Below are 16,551 nucleotides of genomic sequence, written 5' to 3' on the forward strand. Positions count from 1 at the left end.
TATATTTTTCGCGTTATTATTTCATTCATAGTACTTTCCGTAATAGTACTCTGCAAAACAGTACTCTCCGACACGGCGAGTGGATAAAGTCTGATGCTGAATCGTATCTATAGCTGGCTTGTTTGGGCAATACTGGTGTTGTTGCTGTTAGTGGCAATACTGGTCGCGGTTAGCCGTCAATTCTTGCCTTCTATAGCAGAGCATAAGTCTGCTATTGAGCTTTTCCTTTCTGAAAGAACCGGGTCTGCGGTCAGTATTGGTGATATTTCGGCTCATTGGGAAGGGCGTTACCCGGTTTTTCAATTGCGCGAAATCAGAGCCCTGACTGAGTCTGAAGCGGGGCCTGATATTAACTTCAGTGTCCGGCAATTGGATGCTGAGGTTGATCTATTGGCATCCTTGTGGTCGTTTTTTCCTGTTTTTGCGAAATTATCGATTGAGCAGACGGAGGTAGAGATCCATCAGCGCCAAGGGCGCTGGGGGGCCGCTGCTTCGAATGATAATGTGCCTGCCAATGCCTCGGCTTTTGTTCGTCAAATTATTGCGGTTTTGTCTCGGCAGCCTGAAGTCTCCTTCAGCAATGCCAGCTTGTCACTGTACCCCGAGCAGGGCGAGATGCAACGGTTATTCCCGATCACTTTTCTGTTAAACAATGCGGCTGAGCAGCACTACCTGCATGGCTCATTAACATTGCCAGTGGCGGGTAGCAGTGAGTCTCACGTTGAGTTTGCTATTGAAACAGAAAATCTTCCTTTAGATCCGTTGGCGGCCGATTACCGGCTTTATGCAAAAGTCAGTAATCTGGGACAGCAGTTACTGAATCTGGATCTTATCGAGTTGCCGTTTAGTGTAAAGCGTCTTGATATGGGTGCTGAGCTGTGGGGGCGTTGGAATAACCGCAGGCTCGAATCAGTTCAGGGGGCATTACAGATTAGTCAGTTGTCTTTTGAGCAAGCTTCGCTAGAGAATATTACGGACAGCGCACTGACTTTTACGCTGCAGCCGAGCAACCCCCAACAGTTTAATCTCGTTGTATCTGATCTGATTGTTCAAAATAGTAAGGCGAAATTAACGATGCCTTTTGTCTCCGCCGACGTTGTCTGGGGTGAAGATGAAGTCGCTTTGCAGCAGATCAATGTTAAGGAGATAGATCTTGGGATGTTATCAGAATGGTTTACTGATAAGCCCTACCTTCCTGAGAGCCTTAACGATGCGTTGTTAAAACTCAATGCAAAAGGATCTCTGAAAAATCTGCAAATAGTCTGGTCAGATAGAAACGATTACTCACGCTTCCAGGGAGCTGGTGATCTGCATCAGGTGAGTGTTGAAAATTATTATGGTGCACCGGTATTAAAAAATGTAACGGGTCGTTTGGGCTTCACCAAGGATACGGGATCTATTGATCTTAATACTGAAAATTTCCACATGGGGTTTCCTGATCTTTTCCCGCAGGGATGGGATTATAGTCACGCCAAGGGCCGGGTTAACTGGATTATCGAGAGCAGAGTAGGGCATGAGCGCCCAGTGGTGACGGTTAATAGTAGTTTACTGAATCTTGAAAGTTCAGCAACAACGGCAGCCGGGCGTTTTAGTATGTATCTTCCGTTAGATAGAGAGCATCAGACAGAGCTGATATTACTAATTGGCATGAAGGATACCGATGGTCGCCAGGCTTCTTTATATATTCCTCCGGAAGTCGTTGGCGAGTCGTTGCATCAATGGGTATCTGATGCGATTCAGGGAGGCCATGTTAATGAGGGGATGGTAGTTCTCAGAGCCGGAACCCGGCGCTTAGCTGATCGATTGCCGCCATCCGTGCAGCTTTACTTTGATGTGTCTGATGCGACCGTTAAGTTCCAGCCTGACTGGCCGGTTATCAGTCAGGCCGGCCTGAAAGTTCGTCTGGATGAGGCGGGATTAGATATTAAAGCAGAGCGTGGCGCATTGCTGAACAGTCGTGTCAGCAGGGTGGAAGTTCAGTTGCCGGCGGGATCGACTGATTTAAGTGTAAAAGCCACAGTAGCAGGAGATGCCAGCGATATTTTGACAGTGTTACGTACCACATCGCTGCATGATAGCGTTGGTGCAGGGCTGGACACCTGGGAGCTCAGTGGGAAGCATAAAACAGATGTCAGTCTGGTGGTGCCGTTACAGGGGAAAAAAACACCTGTGGTGACGGTGAGTTCCCACGTGGCCAATAGCCTGTTTCAAGACCGGTCCGCTAAACTGGCCTTTAGTCAGGTTGTTGGCGATATTATATTCAGTTCAGAAAAAGGCCTCTTTAGTGACAATCTTCAGGCAAACCTAATGAACGCGCCTGTGAGCATTCGTATAGAACCGGTTGCAAAAAGACAGGGGGTTCCCGCACTTACGCGAGTCTACCTTGCCGGTAACATTGGTATTGATGCACTGAAAAAACAGATAGATTTCTCACTGTTACAAAGTGCGGCAGGAAGCGCCGCGATTACTGCACGGCTGGATATTTGTTCTGGTTCTTCCGCGTGTAATAAGCTGGTGATCGACTCCGATCTGAAGGGCATATCGTTACAAGCGCCGGTGCCGTTTGGTAAGGAAGCGGATGTGTCTTTACCGCTACAGATTGTTGCGCAGATAGGCATTACAGACCCTGTCTGGCGCTATAAGCTCGGTGATCAGCTTCGTGGCGTGACCAAGGCTATTGACGGTGCGCCGCGTACCCGTATTAGTTTTGGTGGTAAACGTCCAGCGGAGCCAGCGGAGCCAGGGATATGGATCGAAGGGAGCCTTGCTCTGGTTGATCTTGATGAATTAAAAGCGTTTTTGATGCGTAATCAGTGGTGGGGTAGCGAAAACGCATCTACTTCCGGGGAAGGGCTGAAGCAACTTGTCCTGAAAATATCGCGATTAAATGCAGGGAGTGTGCAGATCGATGATGTTGATCTGGTGTTGAGCACAGCCCCGGCTACCCATACGGCAATAGGTTTCGCTAGCCCTAAGGTTGCAGGTGAAATAAGAGTACCTGTGAATTCAGGACCTTATCAGGTCAATCTTGATTATTTGTATCTAAGCCAGAGCAAGGAGCAGGGAGAGGATTCAGTCAGTAGTAAAAATGCCCCGGGGGTTGTAGAGACACAAGAGTGGCCAATGATCGATATTGCTATTAAGCAGCTGTATATCAATTCAAAACCCTTTGGTCATTGGTCGATGCGAATTGAGCCGGATGTTGTGGGTCAGTTGACCATGAAAAGCATTCTGGGCAGTTTTAATGACTTCATAATGAAGGGTGAAGCGGGGTGGCGACTACAGAATAACAACGCCGATAGCTTTGTGAATATGACATTGGAGGGAGGGGATCTTGGTAGCTTGCTCGGACATTTTGGCTATAAGGGGGTTATCGAGTCAGAGTATACGAACATGCAGAGTGATTTCTCATGGCCAGGATATCCATGGGATTTTGAAACAAAGCGCTTGAATGGCCGTTACACTATGCTATTGAAAAAAGGACGCATTATTGAAACAGGGGAGAGTAGTAATATTTTACGCTTGTTCGGTATTTTGAATCTCAATACTGTTGTTCGTCGTTTGAAGCTTAATTTTACTGATCTTGTTAAAGCCGGTGTGGCTTTTGATAGTATCAGAGCACACTATTTGTTAAACAACGGTGTTGCCTATAGTCAGGAGCCCCTCACGATGGATGGCCCTTCTGCGAATATAAACATGCAGGGTAGTATCGATATCGCTGAGCAAACGTTGGATAGTCAGATGGATGTCGTGTTGCCGTTAACCAGTAATGTACCCATTGCAGCCGTTTTACTCGGTGCGCCGCAAATAGCAGGTGCAGTTTTCTTGTTGGATAAACTGATTGGCGATAAATTTGAAAAAGTATCGACATTAACTTACCTGTTATCAGGGTCATGGGCAGAGCCTGAGATTAAAATTGTGACCCCTGGTAGTGCTAAATCGCGTAATCTTCGTCCCGGTTTGTCAGGAGATAAATAGTGAGTTGTGTTGCTGTTATACAGATGGTTTCTACGAGTGATCTTGATAGCAATTTACGGGTGGCGGAACGCTTGATCCGCGAGGCTGTGGACGCGGGTGCAAGATTAGTGCTGTTGCCAGAGAACTTTGCACTCTTTGATAGTCAGCAGCTTTTCAGGTTGGCAAAACATGAAGCTGAAGCAGGCAATATAAGTCGTTGGCTTAGTGAACTTTCGGGGTCTTTGAAGGTATGGATATTTGCCGGCAGTTTTCCGTTACTTAGCGAAACTCCTGAAATCAAGAAAGTCCGCTCAGCACTGCGTGTATATAATCCGCAAGGTGATGTGGCAGGTCGTTATGATAAACGCCATCTGTTTGATGTGGATGTCAGAGATGGTCACGGCAGTTACCGTGAATCAGATGTGATTGCGCCAGGCAATGAGTTGATCGTGGTAGACACGGAGATGGGGCGGGTAGGGTTGAGCATCTGTTACGACTTGCGTTTTCCTGATCACTTCTGGAAATTGAGAGAGTTGGGCGCAGAGATCATAGTTGTGCCATCTGCCTTTACTAAGGTGACTGGAAAAGCACATTGGGAAGTGTTGTTAAGAGCTCGCGCGATTGAAACACAGTGTTTTGTGCTTGGCGCAAATCAAGGTGGTGTGCATAGCGTCTCACGTGAAACATCAGGTGATTCAATGATTATTGATCCATGGGGATCGGTACTCTCCCGTTGTGACGGCGGAGAAGCCGTTGTGTTAGCCGAATTAGACTTTGAGCTGTTGTGTCAAGTGCGCCAGCGTATGCCTGTTTTGTTACATCGTCGCTAAAATCCACAGGCCCGGGGTTATGTGACTTTTTAACCCCTGAGCCTGTCTGATATTATTGATTTTCTTCTAATTCACGTAAATATTTAAATAATTTACGGGCGGCGGCAGGTGGCTTGTTAAGAGCAACTTCTTTCTGCGCATTTCTAACCAGCTGGCGAAGGTGTTGAATATCGGTATGCGGGTATTCCGTGATGATAACATCCAGCATGCTGTTGTCTTTATCATTTGCAATCAGGCGGTCACGCCACTTTTCCAGTTTATGGAAAACTTTATTATGCGCCTCTTTTGTAACATCAAAACGGTCGATCGCTTCTGCTATCGCTTCTCCGTCAGCAAAACGCATCAGTTTGCCGATATATTGCATTTGACGACGCAGTGCGCTGCGGTGCGGTAAGGTTTTGGCGAAATCAATAGCTGTACGCAGTGTTTCATCGATTGGGAGCTTGTCGAGGTGGGCAGGTTTGAGTTCAACCAGACGCTCTCCTAATGACTGTAAAGCTTCCACTTCCCGTTTTTTTTGCGAGCGACTAATGAAGTTTTCGTCATCGTCATCGTCATGCTTTATATTTTCGAAATTATCTTCGTTCATTGTGTTATCCGTAGAAGTAGGTTGCCAGACCTAAAAATGCAAAAAAGCCTACAACATCAGTAATTGTTGTTAATAATACGCTGCCAGCCAGGGCCGGGTCGATTCCCCATGACTTAAGAATCATGGGGAGAAGAGTGCCGGCTAATGCCCCGGCAATCAGATTGATAATGATCGCTAGCCCAATGACTAACCCGATGGTAGTGTCATCAAACCAATAGATGGCCACAGCAGCGACCACAAGTGCCCAAAGTACGCCGTTTAACGTACCAACAAGCAGTTCACGATTTAATAGCCAACCGGCATTTGAGCGTTCTACGTGCCCTAGTGCTTGACCTCGAATCATTAATGTCAGTGTCTGGCTGCCGGCTATTCCTCCCATAGAAGCAACAATAGGCATCAGCACAGCAAGTGCGACGACTTGATTGATGGTGGCTTCAAAAAGCCCGATAACGGCTGAGGCGAGGAGCGCTGTCATCAGGTTGATGCCTAACCAGACGGCACGCCGTCGGGTGGTTTTCATCAGCGGTGCAAAGGTGTCTTCATCATCATCCAGGCCGGCCATGCTCATCATGGAATGGTCGGCATCTTCACGGATTACATCCACCACATCATCAATAGTGATACGACCGAGTAATTTACCTTTTTTGTTGACCACAGGTGCCGAGACTAAATCGTGTTTTTCAAACAATGACGCGACTTCATCATCAGGCATGTCTACAGGGATCGGCTCGATATCGGTGTTCATGATCTCACGAACAGTAATGTCGGGATCAGACACCAGTAGTTTAGTCAGTGGTAAAGTACCGATGTAGGATTCTTTACGACGGCTGATAACAAACAGGCTATCGGTCATTTCCGGAATTTCGCTATGGCGGCGAAGATAACGTAATACGGTTTCTACGGTGATATCCGGACGGATAACAACGGTATCCGTATTCATCAGGCCGCCAGCAGTATCTTCCGGATACGCAAGAATGACTTCTAAGCGTTCACGATACTGCTGATCCATGATCTTCAGCAGTTCTTTGGTTACCCGTTCGGGTAGTTGTTGCAAAACATCAGCGACATCATCGGCATCCAGCGTTTCTGTGATGGCGAGAACGCGGTCGGTGTCCATTTTACTGAGGAGGTCAGACTGTATGTCATCGGCGAGGTATTGAAGTACTTTACCTTCGTTATCCGGGTGTATCAGGTTCCAGAGGATTTCACGTTCTTTGGGCGGAGATTTCTCTAGTAAATGCGCTACTTCGGCAGGACGTAGTGAGTTATTGAGTGTAAAACGTGCATGTTGAAAAGCTCCGCTCTCTAAAGAGCGATTGAGTTTATCCAGCGCTGTCGTTTCGTCACTCGTAGCCATATTACCCTTAACTGCGAAATATCACGGTATTATTTCTTGATGGCGTAGTATAGCGGATTGCGAGGTTGGGTTCAGTAATTGCAGGTAGCTATCGGTGTTTATTCTTCTTCGTCGAAGCGGTTATTTATCAAGGTTGCAATGGCTGAAATGGCGTCTGCCTGATCCGTACCGTCAGCAGTGATAGTTAGTTCAGTACCTTTGCTGGCGGCTAGCATCATTACTGACATGATACTCTTGCCGTCCACTTCCCGGCCGTCTTTACATATGCGTATATCAGCTGCAAAGCGAGTGGTTGTGTTGATTAATTTGGCAGCGGCACGCGCATGCAAGCCCAGTTTATTTATTATGGTTATTTTCAAATCGAGCATAGTGCCTCGTTCCTTTCTGAATAGTAAAACTACGTTCTATGTAGTTCCCGATGCCTGATATTCACATTGTCCATATGTGTTTTAAAATGACTAGCTAGTTGTTCTGTCACATACACAGAGCGGTGTTGTCCACCGGTGCAGCCGATACCTACCGTGACATAGCTACGGTTGTTTTTCATGAAGTGGGGTAACCATTTGCTGAGATATTTCTGAAGATCCTCAATCATTTCGTGGACATCTTTTTCCTGATCCAGAAAGTCGATAACCGGCTGGTCACGACCGGTGAATTTTCTTAATTCAGGAATCCAGAAGGGGTTAGGTAAAATCCGCATATCAAACACCATGTCTACATCCATGGGGACACCATGTTTGAAACCAAAGGATTCAAATTGTAATGAAAGAGACTGTTCGCTGCGTTCTGCGACTCTGAGCTTAATAGAATCTCTAAGATCGTATATAGACAGGAGGGTCGTATCTATACGCAGATCTGCCAAATCGGCAATCGGTTCTAATAAGGTTCTCTCATATTCAATAGCATCAGGTAAGTTGTTAACCAGTTCGGCCATAGGATGTCGCCGTCGGGTTGAGCTATACCTTTTTAGTAATGTATCGTGAGAGGCGTCCAGATAGAGTAGCTCTACTGAAATTTGAGTATGCTGTTTAAATTGACGCCAGATATCGGGTAGCTTTTCCAGGTTGCTTGATAAGTTCCTTGCATCAATGCAGGCCGCAATGCGGGTTAATTGTGCGTCATCTTCTAGCATGTGGCTGATTAAATCAGGTAAAAGCTTTGCCGGAAGGTTATCAATGCAATAGAAACCAACATCTTCAAGCGCTTGCAGTGCAGTACTTTTACCTGAGCCTGATCGCCCGCTGATGATGACTAGTTTCATAAATCCCATCCTATGTTCGAAATAGCTCAGTGGCTACTTCTAATAGCTGTTCTTTTGAGTGGGTGTCTCTTAACTTTGAGCGTAGCTCTTCCTGGCTGAATACTTCAGCTAATTTTCCTAATGTGCTTAAGTGATCATCGCATGCTTCTTCAGGAACGAGCAGGAAAAAGAGTAAATCTACCGGTCGGTTATCGATCGCATCAAAGTCGATGGGCTCGGATAAGGAAATAAGAGCGCCGATTGCTTTGTTCACACCGGCAAGGCGACAGTGCGGTATTGCTACACCCTCGCCAATGCCGGTACTGCCCAATCGTTCTCTGCCAATGAGGCCGCTGAAGACCGCTTCCGCAGTGAGGTCATCGTCAGACTCAGCAATAATTTTGCTGACTAATTCAATGATACGTTTTTTGCTTCCGCCTTCAATATTTTGAAGAACGCGTTCAGGTGTTAACAATGACAGAATGGGCATGTGATTTCAGTTTTTAGGTTACTTATGGCTTTTGGTTTTTTCTTTGTGTTTGATTATCTGGCGATCTAGCTTATCAATCAATCCATCAATAGATGCATACATATCATCTTGTTCGCTGGTGGCAAACAGTTCTCCACCGGCAATATGCATATCAGCTTCTGCTTTTTGGCGTTGCTTATCAACGCTTAAGGTCACTTGTACATTGGTAATATTATCAAAATGCCGCTCAAGCTTCTGAAACTTATTATGTACATACTCAGATAACGCTTCAGTTAGTTCTACGTGATGACCTGTAATATTGATTTGCATAGGTATCTCCTTAAACAACGAGAAACAACGACGTTTGTCGTCAGAACATATTCATTAAACCAGACACTTCCTTTCATTTGAAGGAGCAATTCCCATTGCTTCGCGGTATTTTGCAACCGTCCTTCTTGCCACCTGTATCCCTTCCTGGTCCAGCAGTTGTGCAATTTTATTATCACTTAGTGGTTTGGTTGTGCTTTCAGCAGCGATCATTTTTTTAATAACGGCACGGATAGCCGTAGATGATGCCGCACCTCCATCGTTCGTACTTACATGACTGGAAAAGAAGTACTTTAACTCAAAAATCCCTCGGGGGGTGTGCATATATTTTTGCGTGGTGACACGAGAGATAGTAGATTCATGCATCTCAACCGCTTCGGCTATATCATGCAAAACCATTGGTTTCATTGCCTCTTCGCCATGCTCAAGGAATTCAGATTGGCGTTCGATAATCTGGCTGGAAACTTTGAGTAACGTTTCGTTACGGCTTTGTAAACTCTTAATAAACCAGCGTGCTTCCTGCAAATGGTTTTTCAGATAGGTGTTATCGGCACTGCTATCCGCACGGCGGATAAGATCTGCATAACTGGTGTTAATTCTGAGGTTGGGAGAGGATTCCTGGTTGAGTCTGACCGTCCAGACGCCTTGGAATTTCTCAACATAGACATCGGGAATCACGTATTCAGCTTTACTACTCGAAATCATTGAACCCGGGTAAGGGTTAAGTGACTGAATCAGAACAATAATGGCTTGGAGTTGATCTTCTTTCAGCCTGAGTTTTCGTAACAGTTGTTTGTAATCACGCGTACCCAGCAAGTGAATATATTGCTTGCACAGTGTGAGTGCTTGCGAAAGTAAAGGTGTGTCAGCAGGCAGTTGACGCAATTGAATGCTGAGGCATTCTCCCAGGTCTCTTGAGGCAACACCGGGCGGGTCGAACTGTTGTATCCGATGTAAAACGGCTTCAACTTCATCTAATTCGGCTTCGGCAAACAGGTCCGGTTCGCTTTCTTTGAAATGTTCCAGAATCTCTTCGGTTGTGGTGCGTAAATAGCCTTCGTTATCAATGCCATCAATGATTGCTTCTGCGATCAGTTGATCGGCAGGGCTCATTGGTGTGAGATTCAATTGCCAGTTGAGATGATCCTGAAGGGTTTCATCGGCCGAATCATTGGATTCGAAAAAGGAGTCATCTTCTCGCTGGCCGGAGCTTGTTGTTGATTGAAAGGTATCTTCCCAGGACGAGTCAGTTGACAGATCTTCCGGAATGCTGTCGCTCCATTGGTCGACAGCAGAATTATCGATACTTTCATCTTTTGACGCGTTTGATTGTGCGAAATCGTGATCTTCGCTGGGGGTGGTTATTTCTCGTTGTGCTTCAGCGGGCTCGTCAGCTTCGTCTCCGGTTTCGAGCATGGGGTTGCTGTCCAGCGCTTCTTGTATCTCATGCTGGAGATCAAGCGTGGATAGCTGCAACAAGCGAATAGCTTGTTGTAACTGAGGGGTCATGGTCAGATGTTGACCCATTTTTAGTTGCAATGACTGCTTCATAAAATTACAACGTTGCTCCGAAAAACTTGCTTATTGTGCTAACTAAAGAGTACTTACTATTAACAGTGCTTAAAGTGTAAATGCGTGCCCCAGATAGGCTGTTTTTACTTGTTCGTTAGCCAGAATTTCTTTAGGTGTACCTTGGGCCAGAATGACGCCTTCACTAACAATATAGGCTTTTTCACAAATATCGAGTGTTTCTCTGACATTATGATCGGTAATTAATATGCCTATCCCTTTTGATTGTAGGTGTTTTATTGTTTGTTTTATATCATTTACTGAGATCGGATCGACACCAGCAAAAGGCTCATCTAATAAAATAAATGTGGGTTCCGATGCGAGCGCCCGGGCAATTTCAACACGACGGCGTTCACCTCCGGACAGACTCATGCCAAGGCTGTCCCGAAGGTGTGTAATATGAAACTCATCAAGCAGACTTTCCATTTTTTCAGTACGCTGTGCGGCACTTAATTCTTTGCGCATCTCTAAAATGCCCATCAGGTTGTCATGGACTGAAAGTTTACGGAAGATCGATGCCTCTTGTGGCAGGTAGCCAATACCTTTGCGGGCGCGTTCATGCATAGGCAGCGACGTAACATCATCGCTTTGAATACGGATGGCACCTTTGTCTGAATTAATCAGTCCGACAATCATGTAAAAGCAGGTTGTTTTTCCCGCACCGTTAGGCCCCAGCAGGCCGACAATTTCGCCGCTGCGTACTTCCAGAGATACGTCACGGACAACCTGTCGTTTTTTATAGGACTTTGCTAAATGTAAAGCTTGTAAAAGAGTACTCATCGTTATTGTTTGCCCTTAGGCTGAATGACCATCTGGACGCGTTGTCCGGATGACCCTTTTCCACTGTATGCGTTTACTATGGCTTTATCCATTTGATAAACAATACGTTCACCGCTGAAGGTATCGCCTGCTTGTTCTACGCGTGCTTTTCCGCTGATGGTGACCGTCTGGTTAGTGATCTGGTAGTCAAGTTTTTCGCCAAAGGCATCAGTTATTGGTTGATCCGAAGATGGCTGCTGGCGAAAGTTTGCCGGGCTGCCGGTCGCTATAATTTGGCTGACTTCATCATTAATCCGGTAAAGAGAAACGTTGGCAGCGCGTATTTCCAGGCTGCCTTGCGTCATTAATACATTGCCTTTGTAGGTGGTCGTACCAGTGTTGTCATCAATCTGTGCGCTGTCAGCACTTATGTGTATGGGTTGCTGGCGATCAGTTGGCAAAGCGAAACAGAGTGGGCTTAGCCAAGCACTGATAACAATAGTCAGCTGTATGAGTAATCTGTTATTTAGCATAGAAAGTGCCCTTAACATCGGAAAGTAACTCTGATGTATTAGTATTATAGTTAATAATCATGCCAGTGGCTGTCGTGATGTGTGCTTGTTTGGTTATCACGACTGGGGCGCTGGTTTTGGCAATCCCCTGGGCTTGGTGCAAGCTCAATGTTGATGTTTTCAACTCGCTGGCTTCTGCGCTTAATGGTTTATATGTGACGATCACCTGTTCAACCAGATCCAGCTGATCAGTGTCGTCAAAGGAGATACCTGATTGGCTTTGTACGTGCAGGGTGTGCGTGTTTTTTGAGAACAGATCGATGCGAGGTTGCTCAAGTTTGGCTAGTTTATCCTGAGGGAAATGCTGCAGTGTATCCGCGCTCAGGGTTCGTAGCAGCTCCCCGTTGGAATCAAATTCTTTGGTAGAGACTTCTTTCATAAAGTAGTCAACACCATTAATGATCACGGGCTGAGGCGTATCGTTAACACTGGTCTCAGCGTTTAATATCCAATATAAAAAAACCGGTACGAGCAGCAGCGCAGCCAATGTGATTCTGGTTTTACTGCGCGTAAAAAACATGACTATAAAAACCTCTCATAGGCGCTGTCCAGCTTTTCCTGAGCATCCAGTATTGCTTCGCAAAACTCACGTGCAGCACCATACCCACCAGTTACTTCAGTACACCAGTCGGCATGTGCAAGTACAAAAGGATGCGCATTTGGAACGGTTGCGCCGAAAGTGACGGCGCGGATGGCTGAAAGGTCAGGTAGGTCGTCACCGATGTAGGCTGTTGTTGATGCCGAGTGCGCCGAGTTAGCCCAAATTTCTTTTAGAGCTTCCAGCTTGTCATCGCGTCCTTGACGTAAGTATGTAATGCCCAGTGCTTCTGCGCGGATCTCTACTTGCGGTGAGCGCCTGCCGGTAATAATGGCGGTTTCGATACCTGCATTATGCAGTAATTTAACGCCGAGGCCGTCAAGTGTATTAAACATTTTCACTTCACGCCCGTCGGGTAGAAAATGCAAGCTACCGTCTGTCATGATGCCATCTACATCGAAAACAGCCAGTGTTACATTGGCTGTCAGTGAACGTAAAGCCGGGTTGTCAATTTTACGCATTAAATGACTCCTGCTTTCAGCATATCGTGCATGTTTAATGCGCCAATAGGATGTTTTTGGTCGTCACAGATTATTAATGCGTTGATTTTCTTATCTTGCATGATTTTAAGTGCTTCGGCGGCTAAAAGATCCCCGGATATGGTAGAGCATTGTTGAGTCATGACGCTTTCAATAGTCGTGGTTTTGAGATTTAACTCCTGATCCAGGGTACGGCGTAAGTCACCATCAGTGAAAATACCCACTAGTTTGCCTTCACTGTTAACTACCGTTGTCATGCCCAGACGTTTTTCGGTGACTTCGATCAGTGTCTGGTTAATCGGTGTGCCCTGTTTGACGATTGGAATATCTTCACCGCAGTGCATGATATCTTTGACTTTCAATAGTAGTTTTCGGCCCAGGCTGCCGCCGGGGTGAGAAAAAGCAAAATCTTCAGCGCTGAAACCTCTGGCTTCTAACAACGCGATCGCTAATGCGTCACCCAATACCAACTGAGCGGTGGTGCTTGATGTGGGCGCGAGTCCCAGCGGACAGGCTTCCTTTTCTACACCGATGTGAAGATTGGCATTGGCTGCCTGAGATAGCGTTGAAAGTGGGTTGGCAGTAATGCTGATGAGCGGCGCGCCCATTCGCTTAATTAAAGGTAAGATGGTGATTATCTCTGCAGTTTCGCCCGAGTTAGACAGGGCCAGTACCACATCGTTAGATGTGAACATTCCCATATCACCATGACTGGCTTCGCCGGGGTGGACGTAAAAAGCAGGTGTTCCGGTGCTGGCCAGTGTTGCCGCAATTTTGTTGCCTATATGACCAGACTTCCCCATTCCTGTAATGATAACACGCCCTGTACACGCCATCATAAGGTGACATGCCATATTAAAGTTGTCATCTAAGTAGACAAGTAGTTCATTAACAGCATCGGCTTCCAGTCTAATGGTGCGGATAGCCGACTCAAGAAAAGGTTTGGTAGTGTTGCTAATATCGTTCATAAGGCTCTGCTTTTATAACCAGGTGGACATAATCAAGTAGACATATTGTACAGTACAAGCATATATGCCGCATACGAAGCTGTTAGTATGCCGCCTTCCAGTCTGCTAATGCTAGCGGGGCGTTGCAGAAGGCAGAAGACAATCAGTGCTACCGTCATGCCCAGCATCACCAGATAATCACGATTAAATGCGATGGCGTCGAGCGCAACCGGATTAACGAAGCCAGGTATGGCCATCACGGCTGCAAGGTTGAAAATATTTGAGCCGACGATGTTACCTAATGCAATATCGTGGTGCTTTTTCAATGCACTGGCAACAGAGGCGGCCAATTCTGGAAGGCTTGTGCCAATAGCAACGATCGTGAGGCCAATGACCAGTTCGGATATACCCAATTGCGTTGCAATATCGACGGCACCCCACACCAGTATGCGAGAACTGATGATGAGTAATGTAAGACCCAGGAAAAGCCAGAAAAGCGCTTTAGGGGTGCTCATCTCAGGGATCTCTTCTGCTTCATCGTTAAGCTGGTCGTCCGGCGAGCTGTTTTTTTGGAACCTGGCAAACAGCACTAAGCAGCCGATCAGAGAGCAAAATAGCAGGATTGCATCGACAAGGCTGATATTTAAATTGATCAGTACTGCCCCTGCTAACAGGGTGATGCCTAGCAATAGTGGAATTTCTTTACGTAAAACGGCTGATTTAACAGGTAAAGGTGCGATTAAGGCAGTGATACCCAATACTAAACCGATGTTGGCGATGTTAGAGCCTAGCGCGTTGCCCACCGCTAAGCTGCCTGAGTCGCTGATAGAGGCCATGATAGACACTAAGATTTCGGGTGCGGATGTACCAAAAGCAACAATCGTTAAACCGATCAGCATCGGTGACATTCCCGAATTTTTGGCGGTTGCCGCCGCACCGATCACGAAGCGATCAGCACTCCAGACTAAAATAATCAGTCCGGCGATGATGGATAAAATCGGAACTAACATAGTGTTTATTGTGCTCGCTGATTAAAAGCGACCTATTAAATCAGAACCAAAAAATGGTGCAAGTTAAAAGGAAGTTCTGTTCATGTTTTGTTCTTCGGATGGTATAGTGCGCCGCTGTATTTTAATACGCATAAAACGATTCACTAAAATTCCTCATTAGCAGGGAACAGGTTTTAAATTATATGTCGATGAACAAAGGTTCTGAGTCCATTATCGATATCGAGGGGTTGAGTTTTAGTCGTGGATCTCGGCAAATATTTCGCTCAGTGGATATGCAAATTCCCCGTGGCAAGATAAGCGCTATCATGGGGCCTTCAGGTACAGGTAAAACTACGCTGCTGAAGTTAATCGGTGGTCAGTTACGACCTGATGCTGGCTCTATTAAAGTTGATGGACTGAATGTGCATCAGATATCTCGTCAGCGATTATTCCTGTTGCGTGAAAAAATGGGCATGCTGTTTCAGAGTGGCGCGTTATTCACGGATATGAGTGTCTTTGAGAATGTCGCGTTTCCTATAAGAGTCCACACAGAGCTGCCGGAAGACATGATCCGAGATATTGTCTTGCTGAAGCTGCAGGCTGTTGGATTACGCGGGGCCAGGGGATTAATGCCGAGTGAGTTATCCGGAGGGATGGCGAGGCGTGTTGCCCTTGCCAGAGCGATAGCCCTGGATCCTGATCTTGTTATGTATGATGAGCCTTTTACCGGGCAGGACCCTATCGCAAAGGGTGTGCTGGTCAAATTGATACGTCAGATTAATCAGGCCTTAGGTCATACCAGTATCATTGTTTCCCATGATATTCAGGAAACCCTGAGTATTGCAGACTATATTTTTCTTCTGTCAGATGGGCGTGTTATTGCTTCAGGGACACCTGAAGAGTTGTTGAATAATAAAACAGAACAGGTGCAGCAGTTTATGCGAGGGTTGCCTGATGGTCCTGTTCCTTTCCATTTTTCGACGGATGATATGCTCACGGATCTTTTTTCACAGGAGAGTGGTAATGCTTGATCAGATTGCCTCATTGGGGCGTTTGGGGCTTGATCGGCTGGCAGGCGCGGGGCGCGCGGGAGGCTTATTGTGGCAATCCTTAGTAGCCAGGCCAGATCCCGTGGTGATGTTTCCGTTATTGCTTAAGCAGATCTATTTTGTCGGCGTTTTATCGCTGGTTATTATTATCGTATCCGGGCTGTTTATTGGCATGGTGCTGGGTCTGCAGGGCTACACAATTCTGGTTGATTATGGATCAGAGCAAGCCGTTGGCCAGATGGTTGCATTAAGTCTGGTGCGTGAACTGGCGCCGGTGGTGACTGCATTGCTGTTTGCCGGCCGGGCAGGCTCTGCGGTAACGGCTGAAATTGGCCTGATGAAAGCGACGGAGCAGCTGTCGAGTCTTGAAATGATTGGCGTTGACCCATTGCGGCGTATTCTGGCCCCGAGGTTGTGGGCAGGTTTTATCTCAATGCCTATCCTGGCCGTTATATTCGCCATGGTTGGCGTTTTTGGTGGCGCGTTGGTGAGTATTGAGTGGCTGGGTATTTTTGAGGGTTCTTTCTGGTCGAATATGCAGAATTCAGTCGATTTTTCAGAAGACGTGCTCAATGGCGTCATTAAGGCCCTTGTGTTCGGGGTGGTAGTGACCTGGATAGCCGTTTTTCAGGGATATGATTGCGTGCCGACGTCAGAAGGCATTAGCCAGGCAACTACTCGGACGGTTGTTTATTCGTCTTTGGCTGTGTTGGCATTGGATTTTATTTTAACCGCATTGATGTTCGGAGATTTATAAAAAATGCGTATGCGATGGATTGAAATTATGGTTGGTTTCTTTATGGTGCTGGGTATTCTGGCA

Annotated in this window: 17 protein-coding genes; 4 read left to right on the plus strand and 13 right to left on the minus strand. The window is 46.4% G+C overall.

Going from position 1 to position 16,551, the window contains the following annotated elements; all coding sequences use genetic code 11:
* The first annotated feature begins 93 nt into the window (after positions 1 to 93).
* Both ABY436_RS02335 and ABY436_RS02340 read left to right on the plus strand, forming a co-directional pair.
* Positions 94 to 3,978: a YhdP family protein gene (locus ABY436_RS02335; protein ID WP_372737417.1), complete on the plus strand. Its 3,885-nt coding sequence runs from the start codon at positions 94 to 96 to the stop codon at positions 3,976 to 3,978.
* Complete coding sequence (locus ABY436_RS02340; RefSeq protein WP_372737418.1) at positions 3,978 to 4,787, plus strand: carbon-nitrogen hydrolase family protein; 810 nt, start codon at positions 3,978 to 3,980, stop codon at positions 4,785 to 4,787. The genes ABY436_RS02335 and ABY436_RS02340 overlap by 1 nt, the downstream gene beginning before the upstream one ends.
* Positions 4,788 to 4,839: 52 nt before the next feature.
* On the opposite strand, the gene yjgA is transcribed toward ABY436_RS02340, so the two are convergent.
* The 13 genes from yjgA to ABY436_RS02405 all read right to left on the minus strand — a co-directional run bounded on the left by yjgA (position 4,840) and on the right by ABY436_RS02405 (position 14,703).
* Positions 4,840 to 5,376, minus strand: a complete 537-nt coding sequence (gene yjgA, locus ABY436_RS02345) for a ribosome biogenesis factor YjgA (RefSeq protein WP_372737419.1) — start codon at positions 5,374 to 5,376, stop codon at positions 4,840 to 4,842.
* Positions 5,377 to 5,380: 4 nt separating this feature from the next.
* The gene (gene mgtE / locus ABY436_RS02350) at positions 5,381 to 6,733 is read right to left on the minus strand and encodes a magnesium transporter (protein ID WP_372737420.1); all 1,353 of its coding nucleotides are present in this window, start codon (positions 6,731 to 6,733) and stop codon (positions 5,381 to 5,383) included.
* A 98-nt stretch (positions 6,734 to 6,831) separates the two neighbouring features.
* Positions 6,832 to 7,101 carry an HPr family phosphocarrier protein gene (locus ABY436_RS02355; protein ID WP_372737421.1) on the minus strand — a complete coding sequence of 90 codons (270 nt, stop codon included), beginning with the start codon at positions 7,099 to 7,101 and terminating at the stop codon, positions 6,832 to 6,834.
* Between the two features lie 29 nt (positions 7,102 to 7,130).
* Positions 7,131 to 7,994 carry an RNase adapter RapZ gene (rapZ, locus tag ABY436_RS02360; RefSeq protein WP_372737422.1) on the minus strand — a complete coding sequence of 288 codons (864 nt, stop codon included), beginning with the start codon at positions 7,992 to 7,994 and terminating at the stop codon, positions 7,131 to 7,133.
* A 10-nt stretch (positions 7,995 to 8,004) separates the two neighbouring features.
* On the minus strand, positions 8,005 to 8,463 hold the full coding sequence (ptsN, locus tag ABY436_RS02365; RefSeq protein WP_372737423.1) for a PTS IIA-like nitrogen regulatory protein PtsN: 459 nt from the start codon (positions 8,461 to 8,463) through the stop codon (positions 8,005 to 8,007).
* Positions 8,464 to 8,481: 18 nt separating this feature from the next.
* Positions 8,482 to 8,772, minus strand: a complete 291-nt coding sequence (gene hpf, locus ABY436_RS02370; RefSeq protein ID WP_090729373.1) for a ribosome hibernation promoting factor — start codon at positions 8,770 to 8,772, stop codon at positions 8,482 to 8,484.
* A 54-nt stretch (positions 8,773 to 8,826) separates the two neighbouring features.
* Positions 8,827 to 10,320: an RNA polymerase factor sigma-54 gene (locus ABY436_RS02375; RefSeq protein ID WP_372737424.1), complete on the minus strand. Its 1,494-nt coding sequence runs from the start codon at positions 10,318 to 10,320 to the stop codon at positions 8,827 to 8,829.
* Positions 10,321 to 10,389: 69 nt separating this feature from the next.
* Positions 10,390 to 11,118, minus strand: a complete 729-nt coding sequence (lptB, locus tag ABY436_RS02380; protein ID WP_372737425.1) for an LPS export ABC transporter ATP-binding protein — start codon at positions 11,116 to 11,118, stop codon at positions 10,390 to 10,392.
* A gap of 2 nt (positions 11,119 to 11,120) precedes the next feature.
* Positions 11,121 to 11,630 (minus strand): lipopolysaccharide transport periplasmic protein LptA, encoded by a 510-nt coding sequence (gene lptA, locus ABY436_RS02385; RefSeq protein WP_372737426.1) that lies wholly within the window; start codon positions 11,628 to 11,630, stop codon positions 11,121 to 11,123.
* Entirely contained in the window at positions 11,620 to 12,189 is a 570-nt protein-coding gene (lptC, locus tag ABY436_RS02390) for an LPS export ABC transporter periplasmic protein LptC (protein WP_372737427.1), read from the minus strand. The genes lptA and lptC overlap by 11 nt, the downstream gene beginning before the upstream one ends.
* 2 nt (positions 12,190 to 12,191) lie before the next feature.
* On the minus strand, positions 12,192 to 12,728 hold the full coding sequence (locus tag ABY436_RS02395) for a KdsC family phosphatase (protein ID WP_372737428.1): 537 nt from the start codon (positions 12,726 to 12,728) through the stop codon (positions 12,192 to 12,194).
* Positions 12,728 to 13,714, minus strand: coding sequence for a KpsF/GutQ family sugar-phosphate isomerase (locus ABY436_RS02400; protein ID WP_372737429.1), 987 nt, complete (start codon positions 13,712 to 13,714; stop codon positions 12,728 to 12,730). Before ABY436_RS02400 ends, ABY436_RS02395 begins: the two co-directional genes overlap by 1 nt.
* Before the next feature lie 32 nt (positions 13,715 to 13,746).
* Positions 13,747 to 14,703, minus strand: coding sequence for a calcium/sodium antiporter (locus ABY436_RS02405; protein ID WP_372737430.1), 957 nt, complete (start codon positions 14,701 to 14,703; stop codon positions 13,747 to 13,749).
* A 188-nt stretch (positions 14,704 to 14,891) separates the two neighbouring features.
* On the opposite strand from ABY436_RS02405, the gene ABY436_RS02410 reads away from it, so the two are divergent.
* A complete protein-coding gene (locus ABY436_RS02410) occupies positions 14,892 to 15,713 on the plus strand; it encodes an ABC transporter ATP-binding protein (RefSeq protein ID WP_372737435.1) in 822 nt (273 codons plus the stop codon).
* Positions 15,706 to 16,488, plus strand: coding sequence for a lipid asymmetry maintenance ABC transporter permease subunit MlaE (gene mlaE / locus ABY436_RS02415; protein ID WP_372737431.1), 783 nt, complete (start codon positions 15,706 to 15,708; stop codon positions 16,486 to 16,488). Before ABY436_RS02410 ends, mlaE begins: the two co-directional genes overlap by 8 nt.
* Positions 16,489 to 16,551: the final 63 nt, after the last annotated feature.

Source organism: Neptunomonas sp. (genome assembly GCF_041601355.1).
Lineage (GTDB): Bacteria > Pseudomonadota > Gammaproteobacteria > Pseudomonadales > Balneatricaceae > Neptunomonas.